This window comes from Endozoicomonas sp. SCSIO W0465, from assembly GCF_023716865.1.
Taxonomy (GTDB): Bacteria; Pseudomonadota; Gammaproteobacteria; order Pseudomonadales; family Endozoicomonadaceae; genus Endozoicomonas.
In genome coordinates this window covers 6,918,557-6,941,242 of sequence record NZ_CP092417.1, presented here as the reverse complement: position 1 = coordinate 6,941,242, position 22,686 = coordinate 6,918,557, and the positions used below count along the sequence as shown (strand labels likewise).

Sequence of the window (22,686 nt, the reverse complement as noted above, 5' to 3'; positions counted from 1 at the left end):
GTCATTTTCACAATGGATCCTGGTTTTATGAGTGCTAACAGTGCTGGAAGCAGCTACAAGCAACCGGATTGTCATGCTGGCAATATCTTTCGGGAGACCGAAGCAAAAGTAGGTTGGCTGGCAGAAGCAAGTTTTGCTTTTTTTGCATTAGCTGCCGACTCTCCTTTTTCCCTTGCTGCTTCTTCACTAAAGCCTTTTTTTATAGCTGACCTGTAAGCACTTGCTCTTGCATTTATTATGGCTATGCATAACTTGCCTTTCTCGGATGCCAGGTATTTGGATCTTCTCTCCTTGCCTTTATTCGATGCGTTGTATTTGGCGGAGCGTTTAGCACTGCTCGCCTTGCCTTTGTCGGATGCGTTGTATTTGGCTTGTATTGCTTTGCGTTTATCGCATGTGCTTACCTCTTTAAACCTGAGGGTCACAGGTTCGGAATGTGCTGTAAACTCAACAGATTTGGTGTGCACTTGCTGTTGTGCGTTGTTATTCAATGGATCAAATGCAGCAACGGGTGGTGGTGATGATGATGGCTGAAAAAAATTAACGAATGAATCTTCAGGGGGTGGGGTTTGAGCTGTTATAAGGGAGTTTGTTAAGGTTGTATTTTTCAATGTTAGATCCGGTGTTTGTCAACATAGTTGTCGCCTCAACTTAAGCGGCTTTGCTTAGTTGATCATCAGCAGGTCTGTCGGGATTCAACCAGACTTCATCAGCCAGATCCCAGTTCCTTGTTGACCTCTTTCCCCAGCGCTCTGGGTGACGTTCTTTGGCTTGTTCATAAACCTTTCTGCGGTTAGCCATAAGCACCTTGGTTTCACCACGATGCCTTTGCCCGGGTGTCAGAAATTTCAGCCCACTGTGCTTGTGCTCTTCGTTGTACCATTGGGCAAAACCATGCACCCAGCTACGTGCTGCTTCAAGATCAGCAAATGGCGTGCGCGGATAACCAGGGCGGTATTTCAGGGTTCTGAATATGGCCTCGGAAAAGGGGTTATCATCACTGACCCGGGGACGACTGAATGAGCTCACGACCCCAAGACGCTGCAGTGTTGACAGCATAGTGCCACCCTTCATGGGACTACCATTATCTGAGTGCAGAACCAGTGGCCACTCCAAGGCTGCAATTCCCTGTTTGATACAGGCTTTAGTGATCATTTCTGATGCATGCTCAGCTGATTCGGTTTCATGAATTTCCCATGTAACAATCATACGACTAAAGATGTCTATCACCAGGTACAGGTAATAAAACTGCCCCCGTATCGGAGAGCGCAGATAGGTAATATCCCAGGACCAGACCTGGTTGGGTCCGGTAGCACACCAGGACGTTGGCTTATACCTGTTTGGCTTGGCAGCACTGCCCCGATGATGCTGTTGCCCTGTTTCCTCCAACACCCGGTAAAATGTCCTTTCAGACCCCATATAGAGACCTTCATCTAACAATGTGGGCACAATCTGGCTGGGCGGAAGGCTTTTGAACCGCTCGCTGTTACAGACGTCAACAATCGCCTGTCGCTCAGCTTCAGAAAACTTGTTAACCGGTTCTGGCCTGTCAGCATTTTTGCGATTATCTGCGCGCACGTCATCACCCTGCATCCAGCGTTGTACAGTTCTTTCTGTAAGACCAAGGGCTTTGCAGGCTTTTGACTGACGAGCCCCATCTTTAACTGCCTGTTTAATCAGGCTAACAGCATTTTGTCGATCCGGGAGAGAGACTAATCGTCCTCTGGCGCCCCCCAGATCTCTTGGGCCTTTTTTGTGAGTACCAGCAAGGCAGCAGTTTCTGCTAACGCCTTGTCCTTGCGATTGAGTTCACGCTCAAGCTTTTTTGATGGTTTTCTTATCTTTTTTGTGTTCGTCAGACAGCGCCTTACGCTGTTTTGACTGACTTTCAGGCTGGACAGAAACACTGTTAATAAAGGCAGCCTTCCACTGCTGAATTTGTTCAGCAAACAGACCTTTTTTACGACAGTATTCAGCCATTTCTGCTTCATTTAACGCAGCCGTTTCAATGATTACGGCTAACTTGTTTTCAGTTGTCCATTGATCTGGATTCTTTCCGTCGCCCGGCACAGGCACTCCTTTAGATACTGCTTTCTTTCGCCAAGTGTACAGGGTCACATCAGAGATACCAGTCTCACGTACCAACTGCGAAACTGGCACATTATTGGGTGGCATCATCTTCTGAATGATGGACTCTTTGAACTCTTCTGAATAGCGGGCCATTGATTACTCATAGACCGCCCCCTGTTGAGATTTCTAATTTCAGGAGAGGCGACAACTATGCTGACACAGGGGGGATCATTATTAACAGGTTCACTGGCAGAATAACAAGGTACAATTGCATCAAGATCTTCTTGCAAATAAAATTCGGGAAACACTGATTTATTTTCATTGGATGATAAATGAGAAACTAAGAAATTATTCAGTGTGTGTGAAGCAACGGATGCATCCTGATTTTTATTTTAAAAGTTCCCCTCGAACACTACAATTTAGCTGAACAGATTCTGACTACCCGAATGACTTTCCAGTTCTCCCTGTTACTATTGGCCCGGATTACCTGGAGTCTTTTGAAGAAAAAGAAAACACGCAATCAGACGCAATCAGTGAACATTTTGCAACTGTAATTGTCTAATTATTTCAGGACACTTGTGTTGATGACATGGCAGCCAGAATGAAACGCCTTCGAGAATATCTGGCAAATGTCATGACCCGATAAACATTAAAGGGATTTTAATGATGTTTAATGCACCCTCAGACTTTAGTAGATACCCTGACACAGAGCCTGGTTTCACAGTTTTGCCTGATACCAGAGCTGCTGATATCCCCAACCGTGAAACGTTGCCATCGGGCATCTCTGATATTAAAGCTTTAACAAGAAAGTGCCGGGTTACCGAGAGAGATACGACGGTAATGCCTGGCTGTGCCAACCACGAAATCAATGCAACGTTATTAAAAACCAGACGCTGTAGCGAATCCCAGTTGGACGGCCATTCCCAAAATATCCCAAGCCGGGAAGGGTTGGGTGGGAAAGGGATGTTCCTGACCCTGATGCAGAACGCAGGATTACCCGTTCCGCCATTTCGCTGCATTAAGACGGACACCGTACAGGCCCTTGAAAATGTTCAGCTTGATGTCCGCCCATTACTGGCGACGCTGGAGGATGGCCATGAGTTTCCCGATGAAACGGCCAAAACGGCCAGTCTGGCGGCCATGAAACGGTGGATAGCCAGAATGGACCCATCGGAACAACAGCAGCGTTGGCTTGAAGCACTCTATTCATTTGTTCTTAAGGTAGACATTAAGCTCCACCCACTGCACAGAAGCCTAATCTTGTACGCCCTGAACAACCATCCCGTGCAGGGTGTTCTCGTTTCGCATTATTTCCCCAGAAGTCCAGTAGCTTTTTAATGCATGAGACCAATGACTTTCCTGCATTCATCAACGATGAAATCACATTACCAAACAGGTGAGTCCCACTTTTCATCACCTTGTGCGTCGAGATTTCCTCAATGCTCCCACTTTCACAGAGGTTCGCCTGTGCAGCATGGGCAAGGTACCTTTTCAACGTCACAACCACAAAGGACATCAGAATCAGGCTAAACACCAGTGTCGCTGATTTGGTGTTAAAACGATGCCACCCTGAATAGGATTTGATCTCTTTGAAAATCAGCTCTATCTGCCACCGTAGACGATAGGCCTGGAGCACATCACTCAAGGTGAACTCCACCCGGTTCAGGTTGGTCACAACGAAAACCCACTTCTGTTTTTTGTCATTCCAGCGGACAACCAAGCGGAATGGCCAGGCTTTGAATCCCGGCCATTCTACATCCAGGTCGAGGCACTGGTCTTTGGGGAAGCCAGACAGTACATCCTTCAGTTTTTGTCCTTTGTAGCGATTGAGATTCTTGCCATCCTCCCGTACCGCGCTGAGTATCGTCGGGTTGATACTCTGAGGTGCCTTGCAGATAAAGAACCCTCCCTGTCATCAATAGCGGCAAAGAGTTCCAGCTCAAAATAACCGGCATCCATTAGCATCAGGATATAGGCCATGGATGTTGGCAGTGGTGGCAGACAGTCTCTTTCTGAACGGGTATCTTCAGTCAGCTGCACCCGCACCAGGTTGTTGGTGAGAAGATCCATTGTCGTATGAAGCTCGACGGCAGCAGGACTGACCGTTGAGAACCTGCCGGGAAATGCTTCTTTCAGGGCATCATAGACAGCTTGTGACGAACCGTCCTGAATCAGAATGTGCTCAAACTCTGAAAATGGACTGTCTTCATCAAACGCCATGACTTTGCGGGAAAATATTTCCAGACACTGCACCCATAGCCACAGGATAAGAGTAGGCAGCGCGTCCTTTTTAGCTTGATTTGCCCAAGAACGATAAGAGACATTCAGCCCCGTCAACTCGTTAACTGAAGTTACGCAGCTAACAGCTCTCTCAGCTGCCCCAACGAAGCTTTCAGCCCTGCCATATAGATTTTGGCTCTGAGCTGAAAGTGATGCATATTCTGGTAACTCTTGAACACTCATTCTGGTAACACTTGAACACCCATTCTGGTAACACTTGAACACCTATTCTGGTTTCTTTTGAACACTTTTTGATGATTTCCAGAATCACCGTTCAAGCTTCCAGAAACGCTGTTCAACAGACCATAAACCGGTCTAATACAGCTAACAAATATCTTCTTATGCATTGATTTTCCATAACTTTGGCCGTTCTTATCTGTACCAAGAGAGGGAACCGGCCATGACAGAAAACAGGATTACCATGCGTAAGCTACTAGAAATACTCCGGATGCGGTTTGGCAGCCAACTCAGCTTCCGACAAATTTCCCGCAGTGTACGGGTCAGTGTGGGGACGGTATCCAACTACGTTAAGGCCTTTCAGGAATCGGAATTAAGCTGGCCCCTGGCAGAGGATATATCTGAGCCTGAGCTTATTCAGGCGCTGTTTCCCGATGCCTCGATAGCCAATCGAAAAGGGTTGATTGATCCTGACTGGGCTGAGGTGCATCAGGAACTGAAGCGCAAGGAAGTGACCAAACAACGACTCTGGGAAGAATACTGTCAGGCCCACCCCCTCAATGCCTACAGCTATGCCCAGTACTGTCACCGTTACAATCAGTGGCGTGGTTGTCAAAAGCGATCTATGCGACAGCTGCACAATGCAGGTGAAAAGTTATTTGTTGATTATGCCGGGCCAACCATGCCAATCATCAACCCGGACACCGGCGAAATTGCCCACAATGCCCAGATATTTGTGGCAGTGCTGGGAGCGTCCAACTATACCTACGCTGAAGCGACTCTGTCACAAAAAACAGAGGACTGGCTGGGGTCTCATGAACGGGCCTTTGAGTTCTTTGGTGGGGTGCCAGAAATTGTTGTGCCAGACAACCCAAAGTGCGCAGTTATCAAAGCCTGTCGGTACGAGCCGGATCTCAACCCATCATACCAGCACCTGGCTTGTCACTACCAGGTGGCAGTCATTCCGGCACGCCCCTACAAACCCAAAGACAAGGCCAAAGCAGAAGTCGGTGTACAGGTAGTGGAGCGGTGGATACTGGCCAGGCTTCGTCATGAAATGTTCTTTACCCTGGCAGAGCTGAACCTGCGGATACGTGAGCTGTTAATCGAACTGAACCTGAAGCCCTTTAAGCAGTTGCCAGGAACGCGACGTAGTGCGTTTGAACAACTGGATGAACCAGCCCTCAAGCCACTGCCGAAGCAATCTTTTGTGTTCGCTGAGTTTATCAAGGCCCGGGTGAATGTGGATTATCATATTATCTGCAAGGGGCACGCCTACTCGGTTCCCCATCAGCTTGCCAGGCAGGAAGTAGAAGTACAGGCGACTGAGCACTGCGTCACGATCTACGCTAACGGTAAAGTGGTGGCCAGCCACGCTCGCAAGCACACACGTGGATTTACGACGTTAGCAGTTCATATGCCGGAACGACATCGTCACCATCAGGATTGGACGCCTGAGCGTTTACTTAACTGGGCTAACGACATTGGTCAGGAAGTCTATTGTTTTATTCAATCACTGCTGGATAGCAAGGAGCATCCTGAACAAGCCTATCGAGCTTCATTGGGGCTGCTAAACCTGCAGCGGGAATATGGAACTGAACGACTCAACAACGCCTGCGCCCATGCCAGGAACATCGGGGGTTATCGGTTAAAAAATGTCCGATCAATCCTCCAGTCAGGCAAAGACCTGATGCCATTGGAGCCACAGTTAAAACAAACGACAGGTCCCTTGCATGATGATCACGAAAATATTCGTGGCGCTATTTGCTATCAATAACCGGAGGCGAACATGATCAATGAAACACTGGCTCGCCTTAGGTCACTGCGACTGACCGGAATGGCAGATGCCCTCAATCAACAGCTGGACCAGCCGGGCACCTACAGTAGCCTTAGCTTTGAAGAACGACTGTCGTTGCTTACTGAGCAGGAAGAAACAGAGCGAAACAATAAACGTCTGGCTCGGCTGCTCAGAAGCGCCCGGTTTAAACTGGCTGCCCGGATACACGACATTGACTATGAACACCCCAGAGGTCTCAAACAGAACCAGATGGCCAGCCTGTCTGGAGGAGGCTGGCTTGACCGGTACAGGAACCTGTTGATCACCGGACCTTGTGGTTCCGGTAAGAGCTACCTGGCCTGCGCCCTTGGGCACATGGCTTGTCTGAAAGGCTACAGTGTCCGGTACTATCGGATGTCCAGGCTACTGGATGAACTGATCCTTGCCCACGGTGATGGCAGCTACAGCAGGCAGTTGAAACAACTGGCAAAAGTAGACTTGCTGATTCTGGACGACTGGGGCCTGGAACCACTGACGCAGCAACAAAGGAACGATCTGCTGGAAGTCATGGATGACAGGCACGAGCAAGGTTCCACGTTGGTTACCAGTCAATTGCCCACCCGGAAGTGGCATGCCAGCATTGGTGATGAAACTCTGGCCGACGCCATTCTTGACCGGCTTATGCACAATGCCCACCGGATTGAACTCAAAGGCGAATCCATGCGCAAAAAGCTTGGAAAATTGGACGCAGTTGAACACCTGGTCTAAAAATCACACTGGGCAATGTGTAAGGAGTTCAGGGTGTTCAAATGAAACAGAATAGGTGTTCAAGTTAACCAGAATACGCAATCAGTTAGCCTTCAGCAAATATTTCCGTTATACCGCCAAAAGGAAAGCCCTGCTTCTGGTTTATCATGACCCTGTGCAGAGCCTTATAAGCCGTAGACCTGATGGCTCAAACATCACAAATCATCCCGATGTGTCGCCATTGGCTGCCTCTTCCTAGTGAAGAACCCTACAAGCTTTCGCTTTAAAAGCATTCTTTGTTTCCGGCGCTCTTCGACCTTCCGCTCTTTTTTCCACTTTTCTTTTTCCGCTTTGATCAGGGCTTGCCGCTCTTCTGCATACTGGTCCGAGACATCCGTTATCTGCTGAATTTTGCCTTTTGAGAACACAACCTTCTTGATCTCGTTGTACTCAACTGTCCGGGGAGTGGCATGATGGCCAGGCCCCAATCTGCCAACCCAGTCATTGCCAAGAAGTACCTCGCCCGTATATTCAAGAGGAAGCCACACATCGGTGTAACAGCGGCCAAACATTAAAGCCAGCGTCAGATCATCACACTCCGGCAGTGGATCCGGTTTCATGCCATTGACTAATGGTTCATCTTGAAACACGCCTAAATTCATTGACCTGGCAAATAGCTGACCCTCTTTGCATTCATAAGTGACGATATAGCCAGCCCAACAAAAGGTACCCATGGGCGATACGTCGATGCCCAGCATGTTTGGATGAAATATTGGATAAGGCTCTGCATCGGTAACGTTGTATGACACATCATCAAGCGTAAGATGGCTGGAGAATTGAGCGGTCATCGTTATTACTCTCCCTGACCCATAAGCCAGTGGATCATGACATGGTTTAGCGTTTTAATGAAAGATAGTAATAACGGTTATCGGCAGGGCCGCGTACTCTACTCTGGTTTTCCACGGAATTTTTCAGGGGTGTCTCACATATAGAGACAGTCCCGGAAGATCCAGAAATTATAACTATCGAATATCAGGATTTAACCGGATCTGCTTTGGGTAGTGATTCTTTTTCTCAAGCAGGATATTTGAGAATCGGGTTTTCTCTTACAAGAATTCAAGAATCAAGACCCGACCCCGGTTTTCCGACCCCGGTTTTCTATGAATTCAAGAATCAAGACCCGATCCCGTTTTCCCGACCCCGGTTTCCTAGTTCAGAACTGAGCATTCGGAACTTCATCGCACAACTGAATTACCGTTTTGCCAAAATTACTGCCTTTGAGCATACCAATGAAAGCATTAGGTACAGAGTCAATTCCGTAGAACATGTGCTCAAGATATTTTATTTCTGGCTCTTGTAGGATTTCAGACTGCTACTGGGTTGAACATTGCTGAAGCCCTTTATCTACAAAGGTTGTCAGCATATTGTCCGGTAATGTTGCTCAATCCTTGTTGGCTCTTGTAGGATTTCAGACTGCTACTGGGTTGAACATTGCTGAAGCCCTTTATCTACAAAGGTTGTCAGCATATTGTCCGGTAATGTTGCTCAATCCTTGTTGGCTCTTGTAGGATTTCAGACTGCTACTGGGTTGAACATTGCTGAAGCCCTTTATCTACAAAGGTTGTCAGCATATTGTCCGGTAATGTTGCTCAATCCTTGTTTTTCGTGACCTACAGTCAGTTTTCACTGTAGAGCAGTTCGTAATCAAAATAGAGCCTCCTTGTTTTTCGTGACCTACAGTCAGTTTTCACTGTAGAGCAGGTAATTTCTCAAAAAGTGCTGGAAGCAGGATAATTTCGGTCAGTCGTCTATCCTCTCACCATGGCTTTTCTAGAACACCAGCAGTTACAACCTGAAGATCTACTGAGATTCATCACTCAGCAGCAAGAGCAGATCATTCAGCTCAAAGAGCAGATAGAATTGCTTGAAGCAGAGATTCGTCGTCTAAAAAAACTGCCCGCAAAGCCTGACATCAAACCAAACACCAAACCTCCCGATGATGACACCGGCAGCCCTGATGGAGATCCATCCGCTCCTGAGGGTAACGATGGAGCCAGCCCAGACACCTCGTCAAAGCAGAAGGTTAAGAAGCCCAACGAGAAAACCAGAAAGCAGCGTAAACAGCCCCGAAAGCCATCGGCGGAAAAATCCATACCCATTGCTGCCACTGATGTTCCGGAGGGATCAATCAGGAATGGAACCACCCCTTTTCATGTTCAGGAACTGACAATACAAACATCCAGTATTGAATATCTTTTAGAGCAATGGGTGACACCCGATGGACAAACCATTACGGCCAAACCGCCAGCCAGCCTTCATGGACATCATTACGGGCCAATGCTGCAGGCCTACGTTCTGCACCAGTATCATGGTTGCTCCGTTACCCAGCCAGAACTGCTGGACTGGCTATGGGACATTGGAATCTCTATTTCCAGCGGGGAACTCAGCCAGCTTCTGACGAAAGGACACGAGCAGTTCCATGCTGAGAAAGATGAGCTGTTGACTACAGGTATTCGCTGTTCAAGTTATATCCAGACAGACGACACGGGAACAAGGCATAAGGGGAAGAACGGTTACTGCACCATCATCAATAACGAGTCCTTTGCCTGGTTCGAGAGCACAGACAGCAAAAGCCGGGAAAATTTCGTAAGCCTACTGCACCGCCCATGGTCAACTTACACGTTCACCGACGATGCCTTGATCTATCTGGAAAAACTGGATTACCCCAAAAAGTGGCTACGCGTTCTTAATCCATACAGAGGCGTCACCTTCCTGAGCCATGAAGCCTGGGAAGAATGTATGAAAGACCTGAGACTAACTGGTAGACGGCGCCAGCAGGCCAGTGAAGCCATGATTTATGGCAGCCTGATACAGCATGGAGCAGGACATCTTACCACCTTCAGTGATGGGGCAAGGCAGTTCGACGTTTTCAAACACAGCCAGTGCTGGATACATGCAGAGCGAGGGCTGGCAAAAGTTCATCCGGTCAATGATCAGCAGGCCATGGCTCAGAAATGGCTTCGGACATGGTTCTGGGCCATTTACGATGACCTTAAAGACTTCAAGACAGAGCCAACTGAAAAAAAGGCAATAAAAGTACGACAGGGGTTCCAGGCGCTGATCCAAACCCAAACGTGCAGTGGGCTTCTTCAGGATGCTCTGTCAGGGTTGGCTGTAATCAAGGAAGAGCTATTACTGGTTCTGGATGACCCGAGCTTACCGCTGCACAACAACCTGAGCGAGAGTCAGATACGAGAATATGTTAAACGACGAAAGATCAGTAGTGGGACGCGAAGCGATTTGGGGCGGCAATGTCGCGACACCTTTGCCAGCCTGAAAAAAACGTGTCGCCTGTATGGTCTCTCTTTTTGGGATTATCTGAAAAGCCGACTAATGGGCGATGGGTTATTTCCGAGATTGAGTAACCTGATTGAGGAGGCTTCACGTCATCTTCCGTGTGGTGCTGCCAGCAGTTTTTGAGAAATTACTAGAGCAGTTCGTAATCAAAATAGAGCCTTATTTCTTTATTATCAACCCAACGATACATATCATTTATAAATTCGTTGTAGCGGTGACCAAAACTGTCATCAATAATGAATCCTTCAACTCTAAGTTTTTTTACCAGAATGGATCTCATAAATTGCGCTAGCCTGTCAGGACCATCAGGCATTCCAATCAGATTATTTTGGGATACGGTGCCGCACAGAGGGATGCGAGCAAAGTCATTAAGATTTGGCCAGACAGCGTCAAACACTTCTCCACCCACGCTCTCAAAATAAACATCAATTCCATCAGGGACTGCCTGCTTGAGTTGAGATGGAAAATTTGGATCAGTTCTGTCGATGCAGGCATCAAACCCAAGTACTTCGGTTGCATATTGGCACTTCCTGTTACCACTGGCTACTCCGACCACTCTACAGCCTTTTAGTTTTGCAATTTGTCCAACAGTCGCACCAACAGGACCAGCGGCGGCGGCAACCACAACAGTTTCACCCTCTTTAGGATTTCCTATAAACAAAAGCCCAGCATAGGCTGTAAACCCCGGCATCCCGAGAATTCCAAGAAACCATGATGGATTAACGGGGTGTTGACCAAGATTCTTTATTGGACTTCCCCACAGCGTACCATCTGAAATCGCATATTCTTGCCAGCCGCTATAGCAAAGAACCCAGTCTCCTTCTTGATATCCTGAGTGATTAGATTTTACAACTTTGGAAATAGTCCCCCCTCCCATAACAGCTCCCAACTCTGTTGGTGCAGCATAAGAAGCGGAGCTGCTCATCCTTCCTCTTTGGTAAGGGTCAAGTGACAGAAATATGCTTTTCAGAAGCATTTGACCTTCGCCTGGTTCAGGAATGGTAGATTCTTCTATTTGGAAATGGCTCTATTTTGATTACGAACTGCTCTACAGTGAAAACTGACTGTAGGTCACGAAAAACAAGGATTGGGCAACATTACCGGACAATATGCTGACAACCTTTGTAGATAAAGGGCTTCAGCAATGTTCAACCCAGTAGCAGTCTGAAATCCTACAAGAGCCTTGGAAATTATCGTGTGTTGGCATTCCGGTAGGGCGGCTAACAAGAACAATGCTTCTATTTCTATTAATAGTCATAAATTCCACTGCTTTCAAACCAGGCAAAATAAAGGTGGTTAATAATTATGACACAATCTTTATTGAGAATATTTGTAACTATTCAGCACTGAGCAAAGGCATATTACAGTAATTCCGAACAGCTCTATGAAGTGATTGATATATGTCCATTCCCTGTTTTCTGGCAGACGACAAATAGCTGCGAATCCGTGCAAACATAGAACCACCGTCTGCACTCCTGAAGCAGCCTGAGATTTTCTGCTTTAACTTGGCCATTCGAACATCCCGCTCACTGCCATTGTTATCGAAGGGAATGGTAAAATCTGACATGAAGCGCAGTGTCTCAGCCTTGAACTCAGTGAGTCGTTTGAAGAGATTGTAAGCTTTAGTATTCTTGACTTTCTTGCGCTTAAGCTCCTCTCGTTGCTTCTCCATATAGACGACTTCTTTCATTAGAGCCCGCTGAAGCAACCGGTCATAAATCTTCTCGATTCGTTCACAGACAACACTTGGCATCTGTAGCATACCTATGGTCTTAAAGCCCTTGCAGTAATGCCAGGAAAGCCTCAGTAGCTTCATCAATCGCAACGCCAGTTGATTGCTGTCCCTATCAACAACACCCAAAAGCTCCCTCAGGTGATGGGCATTGCAAAGTACGTGAGTTGCCGCATATGCAAAATAGGATTTCCAATGATCATGAACCAGAACGCCTGCAAATGTTAGCAGTATGCCCATCGTGTCCATGGCCTCACGACCTCGCTTTTCAGACAAGTAGTAGAGCGTCCATTGTTCATCCCGCATAACGTGTAGCCAGTGCAAAGAGCCCTCGGCCCGCATACCCGTTTCATCGGCTCCGGCAACAGACGATTCCCGCAAGGCGTCACGAATAACCTCTTCAGTAGAAGCCAGATTTTCATAGGTTCTGGCCACAAAATTGGCGACAGTGCCTGCACTTACACTCATTTTATAGAGAGTATTAAAATACTCTGACACGCGCTTAAAAGGCAGGAAATGGTATTGGTTAAGATAGACGGCCATAGCCTGTGTGGCTGAGCCATATTGTGCGGCAGCGGTAACACCTTCCGGGAATTCAGCCTGATTCCGACAACCACAAGTGCAGATTTTTACTTCAGCTCTATGGGCCGTTACTTCAAATTCACCCGGTCTCCCTGGTTCAAACACCTGTCGTTCAATATATTTGACCGGCTCACTATCAAGAAGAGACGCCTGACATTTATTGCATTCTTTAACCGGAAGGTACTCAATATAGTCAGGGATATCGACCTGTTTAAGACAAGTGCCCTGATGCCCTTTCTTTCCACCGGCTTTATTACCAGAAGACTGTCTCAGACTTTTAGGATTGGGTTTTTCATCCGATGGATCGGTACCTTTATCTGCGGAAAGGTCGTCAGAATGATCTGGAGAATTACTGTTTTTACAAGGTTTTTGATAACCATCAGACGATGGCGGCTTGCTGCTGTTTTGACTGTTCTTGCCAACCTTTTCTTCCAATTCTCGACATCGCTCTTCCAGACAGGCAACTCTCATCCGCAGCTCTGCATTCTCTTTCAAGAGAATCTCAGCCGACATAGTTGCGGGTAGTTCTGGAATCATGCTGGCGAATATTGTGGAAAAATGGTGCTTAAGAGGATGGTATAAAAATCAGAAAATTCCAGATTTATGTGGGGGTGCTGAACAGTTACGAATATTTTTCAAATATCAGAATTATTATTAATCTTGACTTGTAATTTCTCAAAAACTGCTGGCAGCACCACACGGAAGATGACGTGAAGCCTCCTCAATCAGGTTACTCAATCTCGGAAATAACCCATCGCCCATTAGTCGGCTTTTCAGATAATCCCAAAAAGAGAGACCATACAGGCGACACGTTTTTTTCAGGCTGGCAAAGGTGTCGCGACATTGCCGCCCCAAATCGCTTCGCGTCCCACTACTGATCTTTCGTCGTTTAACATATTCTCGTATCTGACTCTCGCTCAGGTTGTTGTGCAGCGGTAAGCTCGGGTCATCCAGAACCAGTAATAGCTCTTCCTTGATTACAGCCAACCCTGACAGAGCATCCTGAAGAAGCCCACTGCACGTTTGGGTTTGGATCAGCGCCTGGAACCCCTGTCGTACTTTTATTGCCTTTTTTTCAGTTGGCTCTGTCTTGAAGTCTTTAAGGTCATCGTAAATGGCCCAGAACCATGTCCGAAGCCATTTCTGAGCCATGGCCTGCTGATCATTGACCGGATGAACTTTTGCCAGCCCTCGCTCTGCATGTATCCAGCACTGGCTGTGTTTGAAAACGTCGAACTGCCTTGCCCCATCACTGAAGGTGGTAAGATGTCCTGCTCCATGCTGTATCAGGCTGCCATAAATCATGGCTTCACTGGCCTGCTGGCGCCGTCTACCAGTTAGTCTCAGGTCTTTCATACATTCTTCCCAGGCTTCATGGCTCAGGAAGGTGACGCCTCTGTATGGATTAAGAACGCGTAGCCACTTTTTGGGGTAATCCAGTTTTTCCAGATAGATCAAGGCATCGTCGGTGAACGTGTAAGTTGACCATGGGCGGTGCAGTAGGCTTACGAAATTTTCCCGGCTTTTGCTGTCTGTGCTCTCGAACCAGGCAAAGGACTCGTTATTGATGATGGTGCAGTAACCGTTCTTCCCCTTATGCCTTGTTCCCGTGTCGTCTGTCTGGATATAACTTGAACAGCGAATACCTGTAGTCAACAGCTCATCTTTCTCAGCATGGAACTGCTCGTGTCCTTTCGTCAGAAGCTGGCTGAGTTCCCCGCTGGAAATAGAGATTCCAATGTCCCATAGCCAGTCCAGCAGTTCTGGCTGGGTAACGGAGCAACCATGATACTGGTGCAGAACGTAGGCCTGCAGCATTGGCCCGTAATGATGTCCATGAAGGCTGGCTGGCGGTTTGGCCGTAATGGTTTGTCCATCGGGTGTCACCCATTGCTCTAAAAGATATTCAATACTGGATGTTTGTATTGTCAGTTCCTGAACATGAAAAGGGGTGGTTCCATTCCTGATTGATCCCTCCGGAACATCAGTGGCAGCAATGGGTATGGATTTTTCCGCCGATGGCTTTCGGGGCTGTTTACGCTGCTTTCTGGTTTTCTCGTTGGGCTTCTTAACCTTCTGCTTTGACGAGGTGTCTGGGCTGGCTCCATCGTTACCCTCAGGAGCGGATGGATCTCCATCAGGGCTGCCGGTGTCATCATCGGGAGGTTTGGTGTTTGGTTTGATGTCAGGCTTTGCGGGCAGTTTTTTTAGACGACGAATCTCTGCTTCAAGCAATTCTATCTGCTCTTTGAGCTGAATGATCTGCTCTTGCTGCTGAGTGATGAATCTCAGTAGATCTTCAGGTTGTAACTGCTGGTGTTCTAGAAAAGCCATGGTGAGAGGATAGACGACTGACCGAAATTATCCTGCTTCCAGCACTTTTTGAGAAATTACAAAAATATCTCATACAATGAGGAAAATATTGGATAGTTAGCTTGAGTTGATGGTCTTGTAGGAAAGATGTTTTCTCATGAACGCTATCTGAATTAGTCGTATTTTCCAGAGCTGTAATGCCTTGGGTGATGAAGTGCAAAAGTAAAATTCATGGATCTCAAAACGCAGTACCAACAATCAATAAAATTTGAAAAAGAATATTCCATTTTCTTCCTGGAAACTTCACAGCCAGGCTGGGGCTCCATTCTGGAAGAGCATCACAACAGACAAATGCCGTTCATTATGGATGGTGATGGTTTTATGCTGTTTGCCTCCGGAGAGGCAAAGTCACTCTATGATGGTTTGGATGATGCCATCAGGGCTGGTATTCGTCATAATCCCGAGTCCTTAAAGCTACATGCACCTTCCTGCTTAAAGTCAGCAACTGTGGTTGGTACTGAGTGTCAAACTGAAGTGCCTTCTTCTATCCCCAGCTCTTTCGCTGGTATCAGTGAATTCGATCTGCTATCTCACTATCACCGTGGGATAAGCAATATAGAGACACTTGAACAGTTGCGAGATGAGCTTCAAAGCCGATCATCTTCTGGTTCGGGCTTACTGAAACAGATGGTTGATATTCGTTTAGCAGACTTGCACGCTCGCGAAAATACAAAAAAGGCGGCTGCGATCCAGGAACCAGAAGAAACAAGCGAGTCGATTGCAGAGCAGAAACCATCGCGCCCTTTCCTTAATAAAACCATCCAGGATCTTGAGGAACTCTATTGGCAGGCATTTCAGAATAGAGGAACGCTTCAACAACTATATAAAGAGTTACAATGCAGGTCTTCTGTTAAAAGCATCCGCTTGTGTGAGCGTGTACGCAAGCGGTTGAATAGCATGCCAGATGTTGAGTTTGAAAAAGGTGCTGTGACGCCTGAGGTTACCAAGCCTTCTGGTGCTGCTGCAGAGTATCAAAAAACCAAAACGCGCCCCTATATTGATCGCACTGCGCTCCAGTTAAAGACACTGCACTTGTCCGGAGACTCAGGTCTGGATGTTCAGCAAGCTATTCTCGCAGAATTGGAGTTTCGTTTTACGACCGAAGCCATTCGATTAAAAGCGCTGGTCTGTCATAAAATAGAGGCATTGCGTTCGACGGCTCAGACTACAGATGAGCAGGCGGATAGTGAAAGCCAACGCAAGCTGGAAGAGCAGGCTCTGCTGGCCACCTACAAAAAACGCCTTTTAGAAGGGCGTGCACCAACACAGGGGCAGTTAGCTGCATTTTATAATTTGGATAGTGCAGCTAAAGCAGATTTTTTGGCCAAAGTTGAGCTGGAAAAACAACGTCTGATTCAGCAGGAAGAGAATAATATTACCTGCGACGATAGGGATGAGGAGGAAGCTGAGTATGAGCTTTCAACTCCCAAGCCAACCATGGTTGATCTGCTTACAAAACGGGCCAATGTATTTGAGCTGGCCAAGAAAGTTAAAGAGCAGGCTTCAGCCCTGAAATTCTCTTTTTCTTCGGCCTCCCGGACCGTTGAGAGTAAATCGTATGACCGTGGTAATTCGTTAGATGACGATTATATTGCCGAGGATTCTCCTGAGGATTATCCGCCGCCGGTGTTGGAAGAGCCTGTAAAGCCCCTTGAGCTGGTGGCTGATTTCACCCGGCCTTATGCCAGGGTTCAGGCAATGATCCAGAAAGAACTCGATCGACAGGATTTCCAGATTTTGCTGAAGCTGAGCGTGCAGGATCGTAGGCTCAATGATGTTGGCAATGAGCTGGGAATGAGTCGCCGGGATGTAAAGCGCCGAGTTACAGAACTGGTAGAGCGAATTGGCGAACAATATGCGGAGCCCTTGAAAGCCTTTGCGGAACCGATGGATGCGCTGCTGGATGAAGAGGGTGATGAAGTCCTGCTGGAACAAGCCGCTGAGAAGCTGGGTTTGACCCTGGCCCGTATGAAATTTCTGGTGATGGTTGCTGGTTCTCATTTCCGGCAGCCATGTAAAATTCACCAGGATCGGGCATATCGTCCAACCCGTTTGCTGGATTGACTGTTGTTAATAATTGATCACTGCCGGAAAACAAACTGTTCCAATAACCGGCTGGTCTTTTGAAACTGGCTCATAAAGATAAAGGTCACGATGACGGCTTTCGAGTCATCAACCCGGTAGAGAATCCTGTAGCCATCTTTATGGTATTCGCGAAACTGCATGCCAAAATAACGTTCGAGGTCGTAATTGACGGGGCATGATTTTGGGTTCTCAGTAACTTGCGTTTCAAAAGTCGCCTGGATTTCAGCGAGTTTGTCGATATGGCCTGGCAGGTTTTCAGGATGTCTGGATGCATTGTGTTCTATCACCAGCTCCATAGAGAGCTGATAGGACTCAAGGTAGATAACCCGCATCATTTATTATCCAGATACTTTGCCCTGATATTGTTCAGCACCTGGTCACCCGACAGTGTTTTGCCCTCTGCCTCGTCTTTGGCACCAAAAGACAATAGCTTCAGCAACGCGGTGGCTTCTTGCCTGCGCTCTCTATCCTCAAAGGATTCAATGACATAGACTGGCTTGCCATTTTGTGTCACCACGATCGGTTCTTCCAGGTCCAGGTTAGCCGCATTCTTTTTTACGAAGCTGATCGGTTCAATTCTCATCACTCTGTCTCCTGTTTATGGCCTAAATATAGTCCATATATAGATCTTTTGCTATCGGGCTGTGGCTGGTCACTCTTGTCGGCTTTTACGGTTTTGATCATCGGCATTGTTCTGGTCGTGCTGTGCATTATGAGGGTTCGATGGCGCTCTGTGCTTTGAAGAACCGGTAACCTTTAATCGTGAGTCCGTGATTTATACGAAGCAGGGCTGTCAGATTCTCTAGTGAAGGGCCATGCCCTTCAGCCAGCTCAGAAATGTTCAAGCCGGAAAGGCGTTTATCGAATGACTGCTGCTTGTCATAATCGGGGAAACTGGCGTCGATCAGCCGGGACTTCCAGTAGAGTGGTTGTGGGTCGTAGTCGCCATAGCCGTAGTCAAAGAAATCGACAGTACGCTGGCGCAGATTGATTTTGACCCGTTCACGAAGCATGGGAATGGGCTGGGTTTCAAAACCCTCGTAGGTCATCAGGGTCAGTTTGCCGGAACGGATATGAATTTTTACCAGGTCCACTCCATCGGTTTCTGAAAAGAGCTGTGTGGCACAACCGGCATAGATTCTTAACGGGGGCGGCAGGTCATTAATAAAACGACTATGGATGATCAGTGAGTGGCTGTCGTTAAGGATACTGGCTGGTAACTGCTGATGGGCCAGTTCGCACATCTGGTCAATAAGGTTGGGTTCTGCCAGAGAGAACAGCAGCTCACGAGCCTCTGCAACTGCAGTTTTGTAATCGCCAAAGAAGGCTTTGATATCTCTTTTCAGCGGGTCTGGCATGTGTTTGTAAATACGTTTTTTATTGAATTGCTGCAGGGCGAAGTAGACCTGTAAATCTTCCGTTCTCTCTTTTGCCGCCTGATCCAATGCATGGATATCAGCCTCACCCTTTAACAGATTAAAGGCCTGTTTGGGGGAGCCTATCTGTTCTGCCAGCAGCTTGGATTCCTCAAACTCGTCGGCGGTGGGTAACCGGCCCAGTTCAAGGCAACGTTGCCAGTAATTTTCTAATAGAAGGCGGTTTTCTTCTCTTAGCCGTTTTTTGTTGGAGGTGGGTCTGCTCTTATGAACCAGCTGTTTCCATTGTGGTCTTCGGCGTTGCTTGTTGGCCAGGTAGAGCTGTTCTTCGTCTTTGTCTTTGAAAATATAAAAGATCCCCGGTGCTACCGGGATGGGTTCTTCATCCAGAATCTGTTCGATAAAAATCTGGAGTTCAGTCTGGCTGAAGTATTTTTGAAACGTATTTCTGCTGGTGAGTACACCGTCTTTAAAGGGCTTGAATTTGCGGATGTGCTGTTCGCTGGCAATCATGGCGGATACCACCAGTAATTTACCGGTCAGGCGCCAGGCCCCGAGTACTGCATCAACCCTTTCTTCCAGGTCTTCGATCACATTAATGACATAGCCAAGGTTGACCAGGTCCCCTTCTGTTTTTTCGCCCTCGGGTCGCCAGTTTGGATCCCAGCCACTGGCGGTGATGCCATGGGCCTGTAATTCCGACAGGTCATCGCCATGGCCGCAGCCGTAGTCAAACACGTTGTATTGCCCTTTCAGGTAGCCATTATTGGCCAGTGTTTTCATGGGGCTTGAAAGGCTGTCCCGGCTCAGTGCGGTTTTGTGGCGGTCGACCTTGTGTTGTGTTTGTGGGTCGGCTAAGCCGATGGCAGCCCTTCGGAATAGACGACCATCCAGTAGTTCGTAGCCTTTTTCTTTGATCAGGGTTTCCCAGCTGTTACGGAACCCAATGATGCGTGTGTTTTCATAAAGCCCTGCCGTTTCTCCTTCCCGGGTAATCTCACAAAAGTCGGCGTGGTTAGGGTCTGAGGGGAGGATCATGTGTTCTTTGCGATGGAGGATTGGCGGATTGGTGGAGCTGGTAAAGTCAGTGGGTTTTATTTTCTCGCTGGCGAAGTCTAACCCATAACTGAAGTGCAGTGATGGATAGGCTTCGTCGTAGAAATCCGGATAGTAGAGCAGGGTGACTTTGAAACAGTCTTTATGGAGGCGAACGATATTCCAGTGCTGTTCCGGTATGCCTGAGTTTGTGGCTTGCTGGTGAATCCATGAGAAAAAATCCGGTGCGGTTTCACTCAGCGCCGAACGGTGGAGATAGAGTGCTTTAGGCAGTTTTTTGCCAAGCTCTTTATGCCTGGAAAGTTGTGCAACCGTTTCATACCATTCTTGTTCATTCATGGCTTTTATTTATAGCTGAAATTGTTCAAGAAAACGCTCAGGGGTGAGGTTTCTGGGAATGTAGCCTTGGCCGTTGGCTTTGGGTGTCATTATGCAGATGGCTGCATTTTGAGCGTCGCTGTTATAGCTAACGTGAATGGGCTTGTTATGTCCATAAAAATAGAGCCTGTCGAAAGTGAGCTGTTTGACGATCCAGGTGGTTACCTCCAGTGATGAGGTGTCCGGCACATGAAAATCACAGGCGGATCCTCCCCGGGAGCAGATGATGTCTCCTTTCCTGTTTTTTTCAAAGCAGCTGTGCTGATCCAGTTTGGGATATATAGAAGGCAGTACGCCCTGTTCTTTGGCCAGTTTTTTTCTTGCCGTCGCCAATGTGGGGGAGCAAAAGCCGTAGGTGATTTCCAGGGCACCAAACTGCTCATAAACCGGATCGAGTATATGGGTCGCCAAATCGGCAAGGGCCTGCCAGCTCTGGTCAGCCAGCGGAAGGTTATCAATAGACGATGATTGCCAAGTTTCACCGCACTCAATCAGTTGCCGGTAGGTGAAGTGTTTGCTGCAGGGTTGGTTCAGCTGGGGCATGTTAAGGGTCGGTTTTTCTTTTATATCAGAGTAATAAAAATACAGTGGGATTCCAATGACTATCAATTCATATAAGGGAGCGAATTTTCTGTCAGGTTGAGCATGGATCCCCATTCAGTCAGGGCTAATCTGAACGATTGAGCAATATCGTGGCCTGTGCCAGTGAAGGCTTCACCCGACAGTCATTTTGCTGAATTATAGGGTGTGTACCGTGCAGAATATCTATGAAAAGGAATTCATATGAACCCAATAATCCGCGAGTATGTTTATGCCTATGCTGTGGAGGTGGACTGGGGGGATTTATTTCCAGTGCGATCAAAAGTAGCGGCAGCACTGAACAGTATATTCCCGGCCGTTGTTGGCAACCAGGTTTCTTGTCATGGTTATATTCGCAGAGATCACGATTGTATCCTGAGTTATCAGGAAGCGCTTAAACGGATGAAAAAGGTGCGGGTGTCTGCGCCGGTGAGAACGAAAATTATCCAGGTGGCCCAGAGTATGGATTACTATTTTGCCGACGAAGCGCCGGTATTGGATGTTTATGTGACGCTTGATGGCAGCCCAGTGACCGTCATCAATGATGATGGCGAGTGCTGTTTTCCGACCCCATTTCCCCTGACCACCTGGAAGCGAATTACGGAGACGATGCAGCCAGAGGCGTATGCCCGGGCGAACTGGCCCAAACGGCGCAGGATGATTTTGAACACCATCAGGCACAATCTTGGATTTTATGATTGTTATTCAGAGATGATGGGCAATGAGAGTGCCATGCGTCTTTTTGTGGATTATATAAAGCGGTTTTTTCCAGAGCTGGTGACGGGGCTCTCTGATTTTCTGGACAAAAAAGCGCATCATGGTCTTGTGCCTGCCAAATCTGTGAAAAATACTGAGGTTGATGATGATGCCTGTGACGCAGTTGTAAGACGGCACATCCATCAGGTTGATTTGTACGATATGACTGATGGTGCGTTTTCTGATGTGTTTGAATAATGCGACTCTTCTATAATCCTGGTTCCCGAGGATCCAGGAGTTACTCCGGTGTTTAGCAATATCGTTTTGGTTGTTTTTATACTAATCGACCTTTGGCTATGGCTGGGCATTATTTCATCGGCACGGGAATCTGGCATGGTTATTCCACCGATGGTCGCAGTAGCGCTGTGTATGCTGATGCTTCTTGTTGGAGTGCTCCTGTCAGGGATTGCTTATTACCATCTGCTTTGGCTGTCGCTACTGATTATTCCCGGTAGTTTTCTATTGCTGACAACCCGGAATGGGCTTTCTTTATTGATGGCTTTGTCGGTTCTTTTTATGAAGAAACAATGATACTCATTGATCAATTTATGGTGTGAGGCCGAACGTCTACCTGTATGACTCTGAGGCGTCACCTTGCTTCTGAGGGTCGGTTTATTGATTGACCTATTTCAAATAGCAGATGATGCCCGGCAGTGAGCTGATCTTTATCTCACCGGAGTGCTGGCAGGTCTTTTACAGCTGATGGATATGATCCACCAGAGCCTGAGTATCTTCACTGAGCATCGAAAACTCATCATCAGTGATAAGAGCATGATTTTTCCACGCCAATACAATCAGGGTGGCTTTGCTTCGGGTCAGGCCATCGAAAAGATCCCTCATGGCCTTGTTTCGGTTATGTACCAGATCATAAAGCTCCTGATAGGCATCATGGTAATCACATTCATCATCTTTTGTTAATGCCTGAACATCTTCAAAGACCTGCTGGCAATACCGTTGCAGTATAATCGGGTGGAGCTTTTTGACGACTTTCCAGTCAGGTTCCGGGATCTTGTGCATGTTGGTGTTCTTATCGTAGCGGGTTAATGAGTGAGAGCAGAGTGACAGAGTATTGTACATCGTAAGGTTTCAGTCCATCTGCTCGGTGCGGTGCTTGCCCTTGGCGCTCGAAGACGTCGAGATCAGGAGGGCATAATGGGTGGAGATAAAGCCAGTCCGCCGTGATAAGGTGAAACCAAAGTCTATTACCCAAGCGGCAAAGTGGGGCTAATAACAACCGCAGTCAGAGCTGAGAGCAAATCCATTGGTATAACCGGCTGACCTATGATCCTTGGTGTGGTGGGATGAGGAACGAAGTTGGGATAGTTTTGCTATATCAAAAACAATAGACTCAGTGATCTGAT

Annotated in this window: 19 protein-coding genes and 1 pseudogene; 7 read left to right on the top strand and 13 right to left on the bottom strand. The window is 47.4% G+C overall.

Annotated elements, in window-relative coordinates; all coding sequences use genetic code 11:
- Positions 1-71: 71 nt before the first annotated feature.
- The 4 genes and pseudogenes from MJO57_RS31415 to MJO57_RS31400 form a co-directional block, all read right to left on the bottom strand.
- Positions 72-611 carry a hypothetical protein gene (locus tag MJO57_RS31415; RefSeq protein ID WP_252021475.1) on the bottom strand — a complete coding sequence of 180 codons (540 nt, stop codon included), beginning with the start codon at positions 609-611 and terminating at the stop codon, positions 72-74.
- 40 nt (positions 612-651) lie between these two features.
- Positions 652-2,223 (bottom strand): annotated as a pseudogene (locus MJO57_RS31410) (IS3 family transposase).
- Positions 2,224-3,298: 1,075 nt separating this feature from the next.
- Positions 3,299-3,865 carry a transposase gene (locus tag MJO57_RS31405; RefSeq protein ID WP_371924936.1) on the bottom strand — a complete coding sequence of 189 codons (567 nt, stop codon included), beginning with the start codon at positions 3,863-3,865 and terminating at the stop codon, positions 3,299-3,301.
- Between the two features lie 8 nt (positions 3,866-3,873).
- On the bottom strand, positions 3,874-4,407 hold the full coding sequence (locus MJO57_RS31400) for a hypothetical protein (RefSeq protein WP_252021463.1): 534 nt from the start codon (positions 4,405-4,407) through the stop codon (positions 3,874-3,876).
- Positions 4,408-4,750: 343 nt separating this feature from the next.
- Between MJO57_RS31400 and istA the strand changes: the two genes are divergently transcribed.
- A complete protein-coding gene (gene istA / locus MJO57_RS31395; protein ID WP_252017310.1) occupies positions 4,751-6,304 on the top strand; it encodes an IS21 family transposase in 1,554 nt (517 codons plus the stop codon).
- A 12-nt stretch (positions 6,305-6,316) separates the two neighbouring features.
- Positions 6,317-7,072 (top strand): IS21-like element helper ATPase IstB, encoded by a 756-nt coding sequence (istB, locus tag MJO57_RS31390; protein WP_252017309.1) that lies wholly within the window; start codon positions 6,317-6,319, stop codon positions 7,070-7,072.
- Positions 7,073-7,266: 194 nt separating this feature from the next.
- Here istB and MJO57_RS31385 read toward each other — a convergent pair whose 3' ends face one another.
- Positions 7,267-7,899, bottom strand: a complete 633-nt coding sequence (locus MJO57_RS31385) for a hypothetical protein (protein WP_252021461.1) — start codon at positions 7,897-7,899, stop codon at positions 7,267-7,269.
- 973 nt (positions 7,900-8,872) lie between these two features.
- Between MJO57_RS31385 and MJO57_RS31380 the strand changes: the two genes are divergently transcribed.
- Positions 8,873-10,531, top strand: coding sequence for a transposase (locus tag MJO57_RS31380; protein WP_252017470.1), 1,659 nt, complete (start codon positions 8,873-8,875; stop codon positions 10,529-10,531).
- A 7-nt stretch (positions 10,532-10,538) separates the two neighbouring features.
- Here the strand turns inward: MJO57_RS31380 and MJO57_RS31375 are convergent, their stop codons facing one another.
- Both MJO57_RS31375 and MJO57_RS31370 read right to left on the bottom strand, forming a co-directional pair.
- Positions 10,539-11,423 carry an NADP-dependent oxidoreductase gene (locus tag MJO57_RS31375; protein ID WP_305881936.1) on the bottom strand — a complete coding sequence of 295 codons (885 nt, stop codon included), beginning with the start codon at positions 11,421-11,423 and terminating at the stop codon, positions 10,539-10,541.
- 321 nt (positions 11,424-11,744) lie between these two features.
- Positions 11,745-13,259, bottom strand: coding sequence for an IS66 family transposase (locus MJO57_RS31370; protein ID WP_252017330.1), 1,515 nt, complete (start codon positions 13,257-13,259; stop codon positions 11,745-11,747).
- Between MJO57_RS31370 and MJO57_RS32985 the strand changes: the two genes are divergently transcribed.
- Positions 13,258-13,380: a hypothetical protein gene (locus tag MJO57_RS32985; RefSeq protein WP_256492908.1), complete on the top strand. Its 123-nt coding sequence runs from the start codon at positions 13,258-13,260 to the stop codon at positions 13,378-13,380. The two genes, MJO57_RS31370 and MJO57_RS32985, sit on opposite strands and share 2 nt — an antisense overlap.
- A 17-nt stretch (positions 13,381-13,397) precedes the next feature.
- Here the strand turns inward: MJO57_RS32985 and MJO57_RS31365 are convergent, their stop codons facing one another.
- Positions 13,398-15,056, bottom strand: coding sequence for a transposase (locus MJO57_RS31365; RefSeq protein WP_252017470.1), 1,659 nt, complete (start codon positions 15,054-15,056; stop codon positions 13,398-13,400).
- A 210-nt stretch (positions 15,057-15,266) separates the two neighbouring features.
- On the opposite strand from MJO57_RS31365, the gene MJO57_RS31360 reads away from it, so the two are divergent.
- The gene (locus MJO57_RS31360; RefSeq protein WP_252021459.1) at positions 15,267-17,159 is read left to right on the top strand and encodes a hypothetical protein; all 1,893 of its coding nucleotides are present in this window, start codon (positions 15,267-15,269) and stop codon (positions 17,157-17,159) included.
- Between the two features lie 17 nt (positions 17,160-17,176).
- Here MJO57_RS31360 and MJO57_RS31355 read toward each other — a convergent pair whose 3' ends face one another.
- From MJO57_RS31355 to MJO57_RS31340, 4 genes are all read right to left on the bottom strand, one after another.
- Positions 17,177-17,476, bottom strand: a complete 300-nt coding sequence (locus MJO57_RS31355) for a type II toxin-antitoxin system RelE/ParE family toxin (protein ID WP_252021456.1) — start codon at positions 17,474-17,476, stop codon at positions 17,177-17,179.
- Between the two features lie 35 nt (positions 17,477-17,511).
- Positions 17,512-17,763 carry a type II toxin-antitoxin system Phd/YefM family antitoxin gene (locus MJO57_RS31350; RefSeq protein ID WP_066015816.1) on the bottom strand — a complete coding sequence of 84 codons (252 nt, stop codon included), beginning with the start codon at positions 17,761-17,763 and terminating at the stop codon, positions 17,512-17,514.
- A gap of 127 nt (positions 17,764-17,890) precedes the next feature.
- The gene (locus MJO57_RS31345) at positions 17,891-19,951 is read right to left on the bottom strand and encodes a DNA phosphorothioation-associated putative methyltransferase (protein ID WP_252021454.1); all 2,061 of its coding nucleotides are present in this window, start codon (positions 19,949-19,951) and stop codon (positions 17,891-17,893) included.
- 9 nt (positions 19,952-19,960) lie between these two features.
- Positions 19,961-20,533, bottom strand: coding sequence for a hypothetical protein (locus MJO57_RS31340; protein WP_252021452.1), 573 nt, complete (start codon positions 20,531-20,533; stop codon positions 19,961-19,963).
- A 438-nt stretch (positions 20,534-20,971) separates the two neighbouring features.
- Here MJO57_RS31340 and MJO57_RS31335 point away from each other — a divergent pair, with 438 nt between their 5' ends.
- Together MJO57_RS31335 and MJO57_RS31330 are read left to right on the top strand one after the other, a co-directional pair.
- Entirely contained in the window at positions 20,972-21,523 is a 552-nt protein-coding gene (locus MJO57_RS31335) for a hypothetical protein (protein WP_252021450.1), read from the top strand.
- A 48-nt stretch (positions 21,524-21,571) separates the two neighbouring features.
- On the top strand, positions 21,572-21,856 hold the full coding sequence (locus MJO57_RS31330; RefSeq protein WP_252021447.1) for a hypothetical protein: 285 nt from the start codon (positions 21,572-21,574) through the stop codon (positions 21,854-21,856).
- Between the two features lie 162 nt (positions 21,857-22,018).
- Here MJO57_RS31330 and MJO57_RS31325 read toward each other — a convergent pair whose 3' ends face one another.
- Positions 22,019-22,402 (bottom strand): hypothetical protein, encoded by a 384-nt coding sequence (locus MJO57_RS31325; RefSeq protein WP_252021445.1) that lies wholly within the window; start codon positions 22,400-22,402, stop codon positions 22,019-22,021.
- Positions 22,403-22,686: the final 284 nt, after the last annotated feature.

Bases quoted from the DNA above. Each gene is read 5' to 3' on its own strand.
- istA (WP_252017310.1), top strand. From the start codon at position 4,751: ATGACAGAAAACAGGATTACCATGCGTAAGCTACTAGAAATACTCCGG.
- istB (WP_252017309.1), top strand. From the start codon at position 6,317: ATGATCAATGAAACACTGGCTCGCCTTAGGTCACTGCGACTGACCGGA.
- MJO57_RS31385 (WP_252021461.1), bottom strand. From the start codon at position 7,899: ATGACCGCTCAATTCTCCAGCCATCTTACGCTTGATGATGTGTCATAC.
- MJO57_RS31380 (WP_252017470.1), top strand. From the start codon at position 8,873: ATGGCTTTTCTAGAACACCAGCAGTTACAACCTGAAGATCTACTGAGA.
- MJO57_RS32985 (WP_256492908.1), top strand. From the start codon at position 13,258: ATGCTGGCGAATATTGTGGAAAAATGGTGCTTAAGAGGATGGTATAAA.
- MJO57_RS31370 (WP_252017330.1), bottom strand. From the start codon at position 13,259: ATGATTCCAGAACTACCCGCAACTATGTCGGCTGAGATTCTCTTGAAA.
- MJO57_RS31365 (WP_252017470.1), bottom strand. From the start codon at position 15,056: ATGGCTTTTCTAGAACACCAGCAGTTACAACCTGAAGATCTACTGAGA.
- MJO57_RS31360 (WP_252021459.1), top strand. From the start codon at position 15,267: ATGGATCTCAAAACGCAGTACCAACAATCAATAAAATTTGAAAAAGAA.
- MJO57_RS31355 (WP_252021456.1), bottom strand. From the start codon at position 17,476: ATGGAGCTGGTGATAGAACACAATGCATCCAGACATCCTGAAAACCTG.
- MJO57_RS31350 (WP_066015816.1), bottom strand. From the start codon at position 17,763: ATGAGAATTGAACCGATCAGCTTCGTAAAAAAGAATGCGGCTAACCTG.
- MJO57_RS31345 (WP_252021454.1), bottom strand. From the start codon at position 19,951: ATGAATGAACAAGAATGGTATGAAACGGTTGCACAACTTTCCAGGCAT.
- MJO57_RS31340 (WP_252021452.1), bottom strand. From the start codon at position 20,533: ATGCCCCAGCTGAACCAACCCTGCAGCAAACACTTCACCTACCGGCAA.
- MJO57_RS31335 (WP_252021450.1), top strand. From the start codon at position 20,972: ATGAAAAAGGTGCGGGTGTCTGCGCCGGTGAGAACGAAAATTATCCAG.
- MJO57_RS31325 (WP_252021445.1), bottom strand. From the start codon at position 22,402: ATGTACAATACTCTGTCACTCTGCTCTCACTCATTAACCCGCTACGAT.